A 14033-nucleotide genomic window follows, 5' to 3' on the forward strand; every position below is an offset into this window, starting at 1 on the left:
CCTCGCCGCTACCCCGAGACATAAGCCCGCGTCACTCGATACCACGGCCATGTACCGACGGGACCTTAGAGACACTTCGACCGACGACCTGCTGGCCGACGCCGCCACCGCAGAGATGGCCGAGCAGGCGATTCCGGAACCCGAGGAGACCGACGGAAATCGCCTCGCCTACGCCGCCTCCAGAGAGCATCGCACCGACCTCTACCTGAAAGACGGTAGTGAGACACGCAAACTCACGAGCAGGGGCCTCCTCGCTCAACGCTACACTCACCTCGACCCCCGGTGGTTCGACTGGCACCCCGAGGGAGAGACCATCGCCTACGCCGGCGAGGACGACGACGGCCTCTCGATTTGGACCGTGGACACCGAGTCCGGCGAGAAGACCCGCGTGACCAACCACTCAGCCCTCGACTCCAACCCCCGATTCTCGCCGGGCGGCGACGAAATCGCGTTCGTGACCGACAACTGGTCGCCCGGAAGCCTCGCGGTGGCCTCCGCGGATGGCCGCCGCGTCGAGGTTCTGCGCGACGACGAGTACCTCTACACCGACCCGCGGTGGGCCGACGACGACGACCTCTACGCGGTTCGAATGCGCCACCGGGACCTCTCGGACCGCGCGAGTCAAGTCGTCCGGGTGAGTCGAGACGGCGAGGTCGACCCCGTCTTCGCCGGCGATTCGGTGAACGCCTACGCGCCGCGGCCTCGCCCCGGTTCGGCCACCGACGAAATCGCGTTCGTCCACGACGAGAGCGGCTTCGACGCCCTCTATCTCGCCGGCCCCGAACGCGCCGAACCCGAGCAGTTGCTGGCCGAGGCCGGCACCGACTTGGGTGCCCCGGCGTGGGATTCCGCGGGCGAGAAACTCGCGGTCACGGCCACCCGGAGCGGGAACGTGGAAGTCCGAACCGTGGCCCCCGACTCGGGCGAGACCGAGGTCCTGACCGACGAACCGGGAGACCGGTATTTCCCCGAGTGGCGGGGTGGCGACGTTCTCGCAGTCGCCGCGGACCCGACCACGCCACCGGAGGTCCGGAACGTCTCGGCCGGCGAGCGCGTGGTGGGGCGACCCCCGGCGGGCCTCGAATCCCGGTTCGTGGACCCCGAGACAATCACCTACGATTCGACAGGTGGCGTCGAAATCCACGCGATGGTCTACCTGCCCGAAGGCCACGACGACGCCGACCCCGACTCGGTGCCCCTGCTGGTCCACCCCCACGGCGGTCCCACCGCGTTCGACGGTTACGAGTTCAACTACCGCGCCCAGTACTTCGCTCGGCAGGGCTTCGCGGTAATCGAGCCGAATTACCGCGGTTCGTCTGGTTTCGGCCGGGAGTTCCGGGACCGCAACGACTTCGCGTGGGGCGAGGGCGACTTGGACGACGTGGTGAACGCCGCCGACGCGCTGGCCGACCGCTACGACGCGGTGGACCCCGACCGGGCGGGCATCTTCGGCGGGAGCGGCGGCGGCCTGATGACGGTCAACGCCCTCGGGAGGACCGACCGGTTTGACGCCGGCGCGGCGTTCTACGGCGTCTACGACTACGAGACGTTCTCCGACGACACCGACGACGTGGGGTGGCGACTCATGAAGCGCGAACTGGGCTACCCCGCGACCGACATCGAGAACTACCGCGAGGCCAGCCCCATCCGGAGCGTGCCCGACATCGAGGCACCCCTGCTGGTCCTCCACGGCGAGGAGGACGTGCGCGTCCCCCTCAGCCAGTCCGAGCAGTTGGTTGACGAACTCGACAAGCACGGCAAGACCTACGAGTTCCAAACCTACGACGACGAACCCCACGGGTTCCGCAAGCGCGAGAACGTCCTCGACGCCTACTCGCGAGTCGCCGACCTGTTCGCCAAGTACCTCGAAGTGGACCCCGACGACGGGAGCAGTCGGCCCCACCGCCCCGACGACGAGTGATTGCGAGCGTATATATAATTCTTTGCGCGCGAAGACGGTCGCTCAGCGCCGCGCCGTCAGCATTTCTCAGAGCCACGCGGTCAGCATGTTCCAGTAGGCGAGTTGCCAGAGGACCACCACCAGCGCCACGGCGACCAGCGTGTAGTGAACTCGGCCGAACAGGCCCCAGTAGCGGTCGGTCCACGCGAGGACTGCGCCGGCGACGACTCCGAGCGTGGCGAGGCCGAAGACGACCGGGACCGCGAGGAGCGCCTGCATGCTCGGCGGACGAGTCACGATGCTGAAGGGGTCGGTGAGCAGAAGCGCGAGAAACCCGACCACGAACCCGATAGCGAGCAGGCCGGCGAATCCGGCCAGCCATCGGAGAGCGCGAGGTCGGTCGGTCGCTCTCGGGCCGCCGTTCGCTCGAATGCCGAGACCCGACTCTCCCCGGCCGCGCCGCCGGCGTCGCCACCCGCGGAACCGCCGCCAGAGGGCCGCCGTCGGCCACCCGAGGAGCGCGGACGCCAGAATCAGGAGCGCGCCGCCGAACAGGCCGCCCTGCACCGCGGTGGTCTCCCACCACCCGATGCGCTCGAAGCTCTGGGGCGCGGCGTCGTCGAAGAAGACGTAGCTCGCTCGGCCCTCCTCGACGCGGAAGGCCATCCGGCCGTCGCCGCCGACCTCCTCAAAGAGGGTGGGACCGGTCCGAATCCAGCGTTGGGTGCCCCGTCCGGGCCGGGAGGTCACGAGGACCGCGGTCTCCTCGCCGCCGCCTTCGGCACTCCCTCCATTTCCGGCCACTCGGACCCGGAAGTCGCCGTTCACCGCGGCGATTTTCGTGAAGTCGGTGTCGGAGATTCGCGTCGTGCGGAAGGCCCCGGTGAACGCCGACATCGGCGGGTCGGCGATGCGGGTTCCACCGTCCGCGTTCGCCTCGCCGCCGTCCGCGGCGGTCGGACTCGTGGGACCGGTCACGGGGGTCTCGGTCGGGAAGAAGCGGTCCATGAACCCGTCGTAGAACTCTTGGCGGGCCTGCACGCCGCCGACCGAGTTGTAGGAGACGAACACGCCGAGATTTCGCTCGGGCATCAGCCAGAGGCCCGAGTGGAACAGTTGGGTGTCGCCGCCGTGGCCGACGACGCGCACGCCGTTCTTGCTCTGCTCGTAGAAGCCGAAGGCCATCCCGTTGAGCGCGGGGTGATTGGCGAAGTGCTGGCGGTGCATGCGCTCGGTAGCGGACGCCGAGAGGATTCGGGAGTCCTCGAACCGGCCGTCCTGCAAGTGGGCTATCATGAAGTTCGCCATATCGGTCGAAGTGGCGCTCATCGACCCGGCGGGCGGGATGCCGATGGTCTCGAACTCGCCTTCGACGTAGCGACCGTTCTGGTAGACGTAGCCCTCGGACATCCGGCCCGGAACCTCGGCCGGGACCGGTTGGCGGAAGGTACTGTGGGTCATGTCGAGAGGCGCGAACAGTTCGCGCTCGGCGTAGCGATTGAACGGCGTGCCCGCCTGCTTGGCGGCGATGTGGCCGGCGAGCGCCGCACCGTAATTCGAGTAGGAGGTGACCTCGCCCGGCGGTCGGACCCGAGCGGGCACTTCCTGAAGGGTCTCGCCGAGCGGTCGCACGTCCTCGGGCGAGCGAACGCCAACGCCGGTCAACTGCTCTTCGAACCCGGCGGTGTGGGTGGCGAGGTGTTCGAGCGTGACGGGTTCGCCGTACTTCTCGGGGACTCGAACTCGGTCGAGGTACCGGTTCACGTCGGCGCTGGTGTCGAGTTCGCCGCGCTCGACCTGTTGTGCCACCGCGGTCCACGCGAACAGCTTCGAGACCGACCCGATGCGGAACATGGTCCGGTTCGCCGCGACCGGGGTGCGATTCCGGCGGTCGGCGTAACCGTACCCCTCCGCAAAGAGGAGTTCGCCGTCTTTGACGACCGAGACAGTCGCTCCCGAGACGTGGTGTTCGTTCAAGTCCTCGGCCATCACAGCGTCCACGAAGGCTTCGACCTCCTCGCGGGAATCGACGCCGCGGTCCTGTCCGGTCTCCTGTGCGGTGGGTTCCTGTCCGGCGAGTCCGTGACCGGCCAGCGAGGACACCGCCAGCGCGGGAACGGCCGGCGCAGAGACGAGTAGGACGACGAGCGCAAGTGTCAGCAGACGGGTTCTCCGACGCATGACACTCGGATACGACGGACTGGTACTTATGTTTCCGGCGAGCACGACTGCGCAACTGCCGGAGTGCGCTCGGTATCCGGCACGAGACGTACCAAATCGACCCCGATAGCTACCGGACGGTGTACAACAACGTGCCCGCCCGCGGTCACGGCGAGGTCGGACGACTCGTTCCCGCCAGCGGTCGGCAGGAGAGCGTGGCGGGTCGCCTCGGCCGTGACGAGGCGTCGTCGGCCGAGTCGTCGGGGCCGGAGAGTCAACGGAGGCCTCAGACGCCGTTCACGACGGAGACAACTATCCATTTACTAGACAACTAAGTACAATTCTAAGGCAATTATATACGGTCCTCCAGAACCTGTCATCCGACCGAACACCGAGTTCGTCTAACGTCTCGGCGCGAACGTCCAAGTCGCTCTCATCACGGAATCGGAAGGTCAAGCATTTAATAGCCTGCGAAGAACCGTAGGGGTATGAAGCGAGTCGACGTTGCCATCGTCGGCGGCGGCCCCGCCGGGACCGCCGCCGCGCAGGCCGCCGCCGAGGAGGGAGCCGACGCGCTCCTCGTCGAGAAGGGCGTCCCGCGTGCCGACCGCGAGGAGCTAGGACCCGATTCGACCGACGCCGCCGGGATGCTCGACTACTGGGTGGACATCATGGGCATTCCGTTCGAGGAGATTCCCGACCGCGTGGTCCTCCAAGAGTTGGACCGGACGGAGTTCATCGGCCCGAACGAGGCCTGCGTCATGGAGAACACCGGCATCGAATCGTCCTACGACGGGTTCGGCTTCACCTTCCACCGGACCCGGATGGACGACTGGATGCGCGACCGGGCCGAGCAAGCGGGCGCACAGTACCGCGTCGGCGTCGGCGTGACCGACGTGGAAACCGACCTAACGGGCGCACCGACCCACACCCTCCACCTCTCGGACGGCGGCGAAATCGAGGCCGACTATCTGGTCCTCGCGGACGGTCCACAGCGACAGGTCACGATGCGGGCACTCGACCGGTTCTCGCCCGAGAATCGCCCCATCTCGCAGGTCATGGCCCCCGACGAGGCCAACCACATCGCGTATCAGGAGTACCGGGAGTTTCCCGACGAGCTATTCGAACCGAACTCGCTCAAGTTCTGGTGGGGAATCATGCCCGGCGAGACGGCGTATCCGTGGATTTTCCCGAACGACGGCACGGTGGCTCGCGTCGGCCTCACGATGCCCATCGGGATGGACCTCGAAGACGTGGACAATCCCGACGAGTACGACCTCCTCCGGCCCGACGACGACGCCATCCCCCGGCCCGGCGAGTACGTAGACCGCCTGCTCGAACGCCAGTTCGGCGACGAGTACGACCTCGGCGATTTCCCGCGAGTGACCGACCGCGGCAAGAGCGAGGGCACCGAGACGTATCCAATCTCCTCGACTCGCCCCATCGACTCTCCTACCGACGCGAATATCGCCATCGCTGGCGGCGCGATGGGTACGACCTCGGCCTTCCACGAAGGGGGCTACCACGTCGCGGTCCGAACCGGGTCCATCGCGGGCGAACTCGCCGGAAAAGGACGCCTCGAAACCTACAACGACCGCTGGAAGGACGCCATCGGCGACGAGATTACCCGGAACGTCACCTTCGCGGACATCGTGGACGACTACGGCCCGCGCGACTGGGACAAGGCGTTCTCCGCCGCCAGTGACATTCTGGCCGGCGAGAGCGAGAGCGGCCTGCTGAAGTACAAACTCTCGTCGGGACTGACGGGCGCGAAAATCGTCACGAAGTACAAGACGGCCAAGCGCAAGTTCCGGAACGGCAAGTACGTCCAGTTCGCCGAATCCGAGTACACGGTCTGAGACCCAAAAAGACGGACTAGCTCGACTTACGCGGTCGTCGTCTGCTCACCGCCCGGACCGCCGCCGTGGCCGAGTTCCTCCTGCACTGCACCGAACGAGACCGACCCTGCGTCCCGAATCGCGGTGGGGTCGAGCGCGTCGGCGTCGAGGACCTCGGTCGGCGTCAACCACACCCACTCGGCATTCTCGTTTCGCTCGCTGAACTCGTTCAACTCGCCTTCCAGCATCTGCCGACTGAAGGGAGCCAACAACGGCGGGTTTTCGGACCCTTCGAAGGTGCCCACGTAGTTCGGCAGGGCGTCCTCGCCGAGGTCACCGACCACGAGTCGGCCCACCATCCCGAAGACGTGGTGAGGCCCGCAGTACACGTCGTAGACTCCTTCCCGGTCGAATCTGTAGAACCACGCCCCGCCAACGTTGACCACCGGCGAGGAGAACGGCGGGGCCTCGTCGGGCACCCGGCGCTGGAAGCCGTTGCCGGGGTGGTAGGCCGTGACGGTGTGGTCGGGCGTCCGGAAGGTGAACTGCACCACGTCGCCCGCGCCGACGCTGAGGCCGGTCGGTTCGAAGAAGAACGACGGTGGAGTGCCGGCCTCGGGGTCGGACGGCACGACTTCGAGGACGACTTCGTGGTCCGGGCGCAGGTCTTCGGGGACCTCCTCGGCGTCGGGTGTCGCGTAGCCGTAAATCGGGTGTATCTGACCGCCATCCTGCTCGACAGCGCGGTCCTCGGTGGCGGTTCCGGTGCCAGAGCCGGTGGCGAGACCGCCGCCGAGCGAGAGGGCAGTCCCGACGCCGAGCGCCTTCAACAGGGGCCGTCGCTCGACGGCGGACCCCACGCCGGTTGGTTCGTCGGTCGATTCCGCTGGATTGGTCCGGTCGGGGTTGGGTGTCATGCTGTTTCCCCATCCAGAAATATAATTATCTATGATTTAGTTTCTCGGGTCGATTGCCGACGACCGCGAGTTAATTACGCCGAGTCCTCGGCACTGAACACCAGACAGTAGCTGTGGTCGTAGCGGTAGCCGTAGGTCCCGCCGTCTCGCTCGTCCCGCTCGTCGCCCGACCCGATTTCGCCCCCGCAGTTCTACGCGGGCGAAATCGCCCGCCGAGCGAGTCGGGAGCGCACCCACGCCGATTTGACTGTCGGTCGTTGCGTCGTCAGTCGTCTCGTCGTGGGTCGCCACAAATTTCAGATAGAATATATCTCGGAGCGCAACCAGAACCTACTACCCTCTCCAAGCCCTGACCTACGTGTCGTGGGAGACTCCGGATACCGCGCCGTCGCACGCCATCCGACAGTCGTCCGACTCTACCGGTTCGTCATCGTCGGCGCGAGCGCGGCGCTCGTCCAAACCGCCGTTCTGTGGCTCCTCGTGGAGTTCGGCGGCCTCAACTACCTCGTCGGGGCCACCATCGCCATCGAGTTTACCATCATCCTCCAGTACGTGGTGAACAACGCGTGGACCTTCCAACACGCCAAGTACACCACGAGATACGACTACTTCGTCGGTCTCGTCCGAACCAACATCGTCCGGGGAAGCGCGATTCCCCTCCAGTTGGGGCTTCTGTGGGCGTTCGTAAACTGGGGCGGGTTGGTCTACCTGCTGGCCAACGGGTTCGCCATCTTCATCAGCGGCCTCTATCGGTACTATCTGGACTCGCGGTGGACGTGGCAGATTGCGTGAGAAAGACAGCGGCGAACAGACATATAAGTACATTCTTTGAGGACAAATACAAGTTCCTAAGCATTGTTTTTGTTTTTATGAACGAAACATAGGAGTGCTAGCGACAATTGCCGACCAACGGTTGCTGTCGGCTAGTAGTCGTACCGCGAGGGAGCGAAGCGACCGAGCGGCCTTTTTTGGTCCAGATTTTTTCTTCGTCGGGTGTCCTGCGGGCACCCGACGAAGAAAAAAGGTGGTTTCAGAATCCTTTACCGAGGAGTTCCCGAGCGATGATGTTCTTCTGAATCTCGGTGGTGCCCTCGTAGATTTGGGTAATCTTGGCGTCTCGGTAGAACCGCTCGACCGGGAAGTCGTTGACGTAGCCAGCGCCGCCGTGAATCTGGACTGCCTCGTCTGCCACGTCCACGGCGACCTGCGAGGAGAACTCCTTGGCCATGCTGGCGAGTTTCGTGATGTCCTCGCCTTGGTCCACGTTCCACGCGGCCTTGTAGGTCAGGTTACGCGCGGCCTCGGTCTGGGTGTGCATCTCGGCCAGTTTGTGCTGGATGGCTTGGAACTCCGAGATTGGCCGGTCGAACTGCTCGCGCTCTTGGGCGTAGTCGAGGGCGGCCTCGCAGGCACCCTTGGCGATGCCGACGCCTTGGGCGGCGACGGCGGTCCGGGTCTCGTCGAAGAACTGCATCTGCTGGAGGAAGCCCATGCCGCGAGTCCCGACGAGGTTGTCCTCGGGAACCCGCACGTCGTTCAAGACGAGTTCGGCCGTGTCGGACGCTCGAATACCGAGTTTGCCCGTAATCTTGTCGGCCTCGAAGCCGTCGCGGTCCGACTCCACGACGATTTGGCTGAAGCCGTTGTACCGGCCGTCGGCGTCGGGGTCGGTCTGACAGAGGACCACGTAGTAGTCGCCGACCGAACCGTTGGTAATCCACATCTTGTTCCCGTTAATCACCCACTCGTCGCCGTCCTTCTCGGCCTGCGTCGAGACGCTGGACACGTCGGAACCGGTGTCGGGTTCCGAAATCGCCGCGCCCATGATGGCGTCGCCCTCGGCGACCGGGGTCAGGAATCGCTCTTTCTGGTCGTCGGTTCCGAACTCCATGATGGCGTCCGCGCCGAACGCCGCCGACGTGATACAGAGGCCGATGCCGGGGTCCACGGCGAATAGCTCCTCGGTGATGATGGCCGATTCGAGGTTGCTGTAGCCAGCGCCGCCGTACTCGATGGGAATGTGGGCACCGAGGAGTCCCATCTTGGCGGCCTCGTCCATGATTTCGTAGGGGTACTCCTCGTTCACGTCGTACTCGCTGGCTATCGGCGCGATTTCGTTCTCGGCGAACCGGCGCACTTCCTCTCGAATCTGTTTCTGTTCGTCGGAGAGTCCGAAGTCCATGAGTCAAGATTACATACCCTCCCCTAAATTCCTTTGTAACCGTAAGTAAACTCGTCCAGAGTTTCTAACTTGTGATAGGGAAACGTTGAAACGCCCGGAAAACGACTTCACGAACATGGACGTCGAAGATATCAACACCATTGCGGTTCTCGGGGCGGGTAACATGGGCCACGGCATCGCGGAAGTCGCGGCCCTCGCGGGCTACGAGGTCAACCTGCGCGACATCAAAGACGAGTTCGTGCAGAACGGCTACGACCAAATCGAGTGGAGCCTCGACAAACTCGCCGAGAAGGACCAGATTTCCGACGACGAGGCCGAGGCGACCCTCGACCGAGTGACGCCGCTAGTAGACTTCGAGGAGGCCGTCTCGGACGCCGATTTCGTCATCGAGGCGGTCCCCGAGAAGATGGAGATAAAGAAGGACGTGTACGGCGAGTTGGAGGAGTACGCCCCCGACGAGGCCGTCTTCGCCACCAACACCTCCAGCCTCTCGATTACGGAACTCTCGGAGGTCACCGAGCGCCCCGAGCGGTTCTGCGGGATGCACTTTTTCAACCCGCCGGTCCGGATGCAGTTGGTCGAGGTCATCTCCGGCGCACACACCGACGACGAGGTGTTGGACCTGACCGAGGACCTCGCCGAGGCGATGGGCAAGTCGCCGGTTCGCGTCCGGAAGGATAGCCCCGGTTTCATCGTCAACCGAATCCTCGTCCCGCTGATGAACGAGGCGGCGTGGATGGTCGAATCCGGCGAGTACACCATCGCGGAGGTTGATAGCGCGACCAAGTTCGACATCGGTCTCCCGATGGGGAGCTTCGAACTCGCAGATCAGGTCGGAATCGACGTGGGCTACCACGTCCTCGAATACATGCACGACGTGCTGGGCGACGCCTACGAACCCTGCCCGCTCCTCGCCGAGAAAGTCGAGGACGAGAAACTCGGCAAGAAGACGGGCGAAGGCTTCTACGACTACGACGACGGCGGCGCGGACATCCCGACCGACGCCGGGAACGAGGACGCCGTGCATCGCTTGCAGGCCGTGATGGCCAACGAAGTCGCCAAACTCGTCGGCAACGACGTGGCGAATCCCGACGCCATCGACGAGGCCGTGATGCTCGGCGCTGGCTTCCCCGAAGGCCCCGCCAAGATGACCGACGACGCAGGCCTCGACACGCTGGTCGAGACGCTCGAAAGTCTCCACGACGAGACCGGCGCGGAACGCTACGAAGTCGCCGACTACCTCCGCGAGGCCGCCGACGAGGGCGGCTTCTACGGCGGCGACGACGACAGCGAATCGGGAGCCTACGACTACGACACCATCCGCGTCGAGAAACCCGGCGAGATGGTCGGCAAGGTCGTCCTCGACCGACCCCACCGGATGAACACCATCAGCGACGAACTCCTCGACGACCTCGGCGACGCAGTTGACGCGCTGGAGGAGGACGACGAGGTTCGCGCCCTCCTACTGGTCGGCGAGGGCGACAAGGCCTTCTCCGCCGGTGCCGACGTCCAGAGCATGACCGCCGGCGGCGGCGACCCGCTTCAGGCGGTCGAACTCTCGAAGACAGGTCAAGAGACCTTCGGCAAACTCGAAGCGTGCCCGATGCCCGTCGTGGCGGCCATCGACGGCTACTGTCTGGGCGGCGGGATGGAACTGGCCACCTGCGCCGACATGCGTCTGGCCACCGAACGCTCCGAGATGGGCCAGCCAGAACATAACTTGGGTCTCCTCCCCGGTTGGGGCGGCACCCAGCGCCTCAAACACATCGTCGGCGAAGGCCGCGCCAAGGAAATCATCTTCACCGCCGACCGCTTCGACCCCGAGACCATGGCGGACTACGGCTTCCTCAACGAAGTCGTGGACGTCTCGGAGTTCGAGGACCGCGCCTTCGAACTCGCCGCTGACCTCGCCGGCGGACCGCCCATCGCCCAGAAGTACACCAAGCGCGCGATGCTCGCGGGCAGAGACGACACCGACGCCGGTCTGGCGGTCGAATCGCAGGCCTTCGGCCAACTCATGAACACCGACGACCTGATGGAAGGCATCACGGCGTTCATGGGCGACGGTGAACCGGACTTCCAAGGGAAGTGAGCGAAGCGAACTGGCCGTAGGCGAGTCGGGGATTCGACCATCTATTTCTGTTTTAAAGCCATACTATTCTGTCCTCGGGAGCTATCTGCGCCGCTGAGCAGTATCTATCGTCGATATAGTTTCGTCATCGACCAAGAAGATTTATAGTCACGATAGCCGAGAAAGACGATAGATGGCGCTCTATCGGAAAGAAGACTGGCTCGAAGCGAAGTATTGGGAGGAAGGACTCACACAGAGAGAAATCGCGGATAAATGCAGTGTCTCGCCATCGACAATTCGGAAATACATGAAGCGGTTCGGCATTCCGACCCGAGAGATGCGCGGCGAGAATCACCCAATGTACGGACGTGAGCGGACCGAAGCGGAGAAACGGAAAATCTCCGAGTCGCTGGAGGGCCGGTCGTTCTCCGAGGAGACTCGCCAGCGCATGTCGGAGGCCCACGAAGGTAACGAGATAGACGACGACGTTCGTGAACGAATTGCCGATTCGCTCGAAGGACTCACTCGGTCGGAGGAGACGCGCCGGAAGATGAGCGAATCGACTGCCGGAGAGGCGAATCCGAACTGGCGAGGCGGCTACAGTAGGCGCTACGGTCCCGGTTGGTCCGTCGCGCGCCAGACCGTTCGAGAGCGCGACGAAGTGTGCCAGAACTGCGGCCACGACGGGGCGGACCACCGTCTGGAAGTCCACCATATCATTCCCGTCAGAGTATTCCGGAACGCGGAACACCTCGAAATCGAGGACGCGCACGCCGAACAGAATCTGGTGCTTCTCTGCAATCGCTGTCACGGCCGGGCCGAACACGGCCAAATCGAGTTCGACGCACCGGTCGCGCTTCTATTCGAAGGCAAGCGCGGGAACTCCTCGCGTGCTAAATCGCACCACAGCGATAGAGCGATTTAGTTGGGTTTATAAGTATCGGGTCCATTGGTCAAAATGCGTCCGGAAGCGGACCCGGACCGCGAGAGTCGCTCCGTTGGTGTAGCCCGGCCAATCATTCGGGCCTTTCGAGCCTGTGACCTGGGTTCAAATCCCAGACGGAGCATACTTTTCCAGAAAACTACCTTCGGATAGTGGCGATTCTTCGATTCGACATCCGTGCGGATTGCGGCAGTTCTCCTACTCGAACCAGAGGTCCCCGAACGACTCGAAGAACGATTGCCCGGTATCCACGCGTTCGTAGCGCGCCCGGAGGTCCCGCGCCGCGTTCTCCACCGCGTCGGCGTGGGCGTCGAACTCCTCGCGGTAGGACCGTTCTAACCGATTGCTGACGTAGGCGCGGAGCGATTGGTCGCTTTCGAGTGCCTCGAAGACGGTATCCCGGCCGGTTGGTAGGGTTCGCTCCTCGGGGGCAACGACGTGCCCGAGGACCACCTGATTCGAGGCCAGCGCCTCCAGTCCAGCGTCGATAGCATCCACGTCGCCCAAGAAATCACTGCACACGACGACGAGCGCCTTGGAGTCGATGGTGCCAGCGTAGTTCGCCAGCGCGGTCTCGAAATCGGCCTCGCCGTCGGGGGAAATCTCGTTGCATCGTTCGACCAGTCCCAGCACCTCGCCTCGATTGGAGCGCCCGCGGTCGAGGCGCTCCGCCGTCGAGTCGAAGACCGCGAATCGGAAGTCGTTGTGTTCGCGGGCGGTCAGATAGGCGAACCCCAACCCGAGTTTGGCGGCGGTCTCGAACTTGTGGGCGTCGGCGTCGCCGAAGTCCATCGAGGCGCTGGCGTCCACCAGCACGTGGACCGTGAAGTTGCGCTCGGCCTCGAACTGCTTGACGTATAGTTCGTCGGTCCGGGCGTAGAGGTTCCAATCGATAAATCGGGGTTCGTCGCCGGGGGTGTAGCACCGGTAGTCGGCGAAGGTCAGGCCCTCGCCGACCGCCTCGGTGGTGCGCTCGCCCTGCTGGTTCGACCGGGCGTCTCGATTGCGGGCGGACTCGAACCGGTCGAGTTCGTCCAGAAAGTCGGTGGTAATCATCGGTCGGAGACCAACGCCTCGATTACGTCGTCGGGAGTCATCCCCTCGCGTTCGGCCCGGAAATCGACCACGACGCGGTGGCGCAGGACCGGCACGGCCATCGCGGTCACGTCCTCGCTACTGACGTGGGTTCGGCCCTCGACCAGCGCGCGGGCTTTCGCGGACCGGACCAGCGACATGCTGGCCCGAGGACTCGCGCCGTACTCCAAATCGTCGGCGCGCCGGGTGTCGCGCACGATGTCGACCGCCGTGTCCCGGATGTCGTCGGCGATGGGGACCTGATGAGTCAGTCTCTGCATCTGGCGGAGTTGTCCGGCCGAGACCTTCGTTTCGACCGAGACGGAGGCGTCCACGTCGCGGGTGTAGCGGTCAACGATTTCGCGTTCGGCCTCGGCGTCGGGGTAGTCCAGCAGAATCTTCATCAGGAAGCGGTCGGACTGGGCCTCGGGCAGGGGATAGGTCCCCTCTTGGTCGATGGGGTTCTGGGTCGCCAGCACGAAGAACGGTTCGGGCAGGTCGTAGGTCTCGTTGCCCGCCGTGACTTGGCCCTCCTCCATCGCTTCCAGCAGGGCGGACTGGGTCTTCGGCGTCGCCCGATTGATTTCGTCGGACAGCACGAGGTTGGCGAACACCGGTCCCTTCTCGAAGGTGAACGTCCGGCCGGTCTCGGTCTCGCGGACCATCTCCGTCCCGATGACGTCCGAGGGCATCAGGTCCGGCGTGTTCTGGATGCGCGAGAACGACAGGTCGGTCACTTCCGAAAGCGTCCGGACGAGGAGGGTCTTCCCCAGTCCGGGCGTACTTTCGAGCAGGGCGTTGCCGTCGCAGAGCAGGCAGGCAAGCACTTGGTCTACCACCTGCTCCTGTCCGACGATGCGTTTGCGCACCTCGGACCGAATCGCTTGAATGCGGTTCGTCACGTCGTCGATAGTCGGTTGTCGGTCGGTCATGTGTCGGTTGTCGAGT

General features: G+C 64.4%; 10 protein-coding genes, 1 tRNA gene and 1 pseudogene. 7 read left to right on the forward strand and 5 right to left on the reverse strand.

All coding sequences use genetic code 11. The annotated features are described in order from the left end of the window. Positions 1-49 precede the first annotated feature (49 nt). Complete coding sequence (locus P2T57_RS06410) at positions 50-1921, forward strand: S9 family peptidase (protein ID WP_276301658.1); 1872 nt, start codon at positions 50-52, stop codon at positions 1919-1921. Positions 1922-1987: 66 nt separating this feature from the next. On the opposite strand, the gene P2T57_RS06415 is transcribed toward P2T57_RS06410, so the two are convergent. Next, the gene (locus P2T57_RS06415; protein ID WP_276301659.1) at positions 1988-4081 is read right to left on the reverse strand and encodes a serine hydrolase domain-containing protein; all 2094 of its coding nucleotides are present in this window, start codon (positions 4079-4081) and stop codon (positions 1988-1990) included. Between the two features lie 467 nt (positions 4082-4548). Here P2T57_RS06415 and P2T57_RS06420 point away from each other — a divergent pair, with 467 nt between their 5' ends. Further along, positions 4549-5919, forward strand: coding sequence for an NAD(P)/FAD-dependent oxidoreductase (locus P2T57_RS06420; protein WP_276301660.1), 1371 nt, complete (start codon positions 4549-4551; stop codon positions 5917-5919). A gap of 26 nt (positions 5920-5945) precedes the next feature. On the opposite strand, the gene P2T57_RS06425 is transcribed toward P2T57_RS06420, so the two are convergent. Beyond that, positions 5946-6815 (reverse strand): cupredoxin domain-containing protein, encoded by an 870-nt coding sequence (locus tag P2T57_RS06425; protein WP_276301661.1) that lies wholly within the window; start codon positions 6813-6815, stop codon positions 5946-5948. A gap of 363 nt (positions 6816-7178) precedes the next feature. Here P2T57_RS06425 and P2T57_RS06430 point away from each other — a divergent pair, with 363 nt between their 5' ends. Continuing rightward, positions 7179-7607 (forward strand): GtrA family protein, encoded by a 429-nt coding sequence (locus tag P2T57_RS06430; protein ID WP_276301662.1) that lies wholly within the window; start codon positions 7179-7181, stop codon positions 7605-7607. A 238-nt stretch (positions 7608-7845) separates the two neighbouring features. On the opposite strand, the gene P2T57_RS06435 is transcribed toward P2T57_RS06430, so the two are convergent. After that, positions 7846-8997, reverse strand: coding sequence for an acyl-CoA dehydrogenase family protein (locus P2T57_RS06435; protein ID WP_276301663.1), 1152 nt, complete (start codon positions 8995-8997; stop codon positions 7846-7848). A gap of 115 nt (positions 8998-9112) precedes the next feature. On the opposite strand from P2T57_RS06435, the gene P2T57_RS06440 reads away from it, so the two are divergent. The 4 genes and pseudogenes from P2T57_RS06440 (at position 9113) to P2T57_RS06450 (ending at position 12135) form a co-directional block, all read left to right on the forward strand. After that, on the forward strand, positions 9113-11089 hold the full coding sequence (locus tag P2T57_RS06440) for a 3-hydroxyacyl-CoA dehydrogenase/enoyl-CoA hydratase family protein (protein WP_276301664.1): 1977 nt from the start codon (positions 9113-9115) through the stop codon (positions 11087-11089). A gap of 172 nt (positions 11090-11261) precedes the next feature. After that, positions 11262-11372: pseudogene (locus P2T57_RS20350) on the forward strand (hypothetical protein); the annotation flags it as partial. 54 nt (positions 11373-11426) lie between these two features. Continuing rightward, positions 11427-11993, forward strand: a complete 567-nt coding sequence (locus P2T57_RS06445) for an NUMOD3 domain-containing DNA-binding protein (RefSeq protein WP_420028531.1) — start codon at positions 11427-11429, stop codon at positions 11991-11993. Positions 11994-12060: 67 nt separating this feature from the next. After that, positions 12061-12135 (forward strand) — tRNA-Glu (locus P2T57_RS06450). 74 nt (positions 12136-12209) lie between these two features. Here P2T57_RS06450 and P2T57_RS06455 read toward each other — a convergent pair. Continuing rightward, a complete protein-coding gene (locus P2T57_RS06455) occupies positions 12210-13067 on the reverse strand; it encodes a DUF58 domain-containing protein (protein ID WP_276301665.1) in 858 nt (285 codons plus the stop codon). After that, positions 13064-14017, reverse strand: coding sequence for an AAA family ATPase (locus P2T57_RS06460; RefSeq protein ID WP_276301666.1), 954 nt, complete (start codon positions 14015-14017; stop codon positions 13064-13066). The genes P2T57_RS06455 and P2T57_RS06460 overlap by 4 nt, the downstream gene beginning before the upstream one ends. Positions 14018-14033: the final 16 nt, after the last annotated feature.

This window comes from Halorussus lipolyticus (assembly GCF_029338375.1).
In the GTDB taxonomy this organism is placed as follows: domain Archaea; phylum Halobacteriota; class Halobacteria; order Halobacteriales; family Haladaptataceae; genus Halorussus; species Halorussus lipolyticus.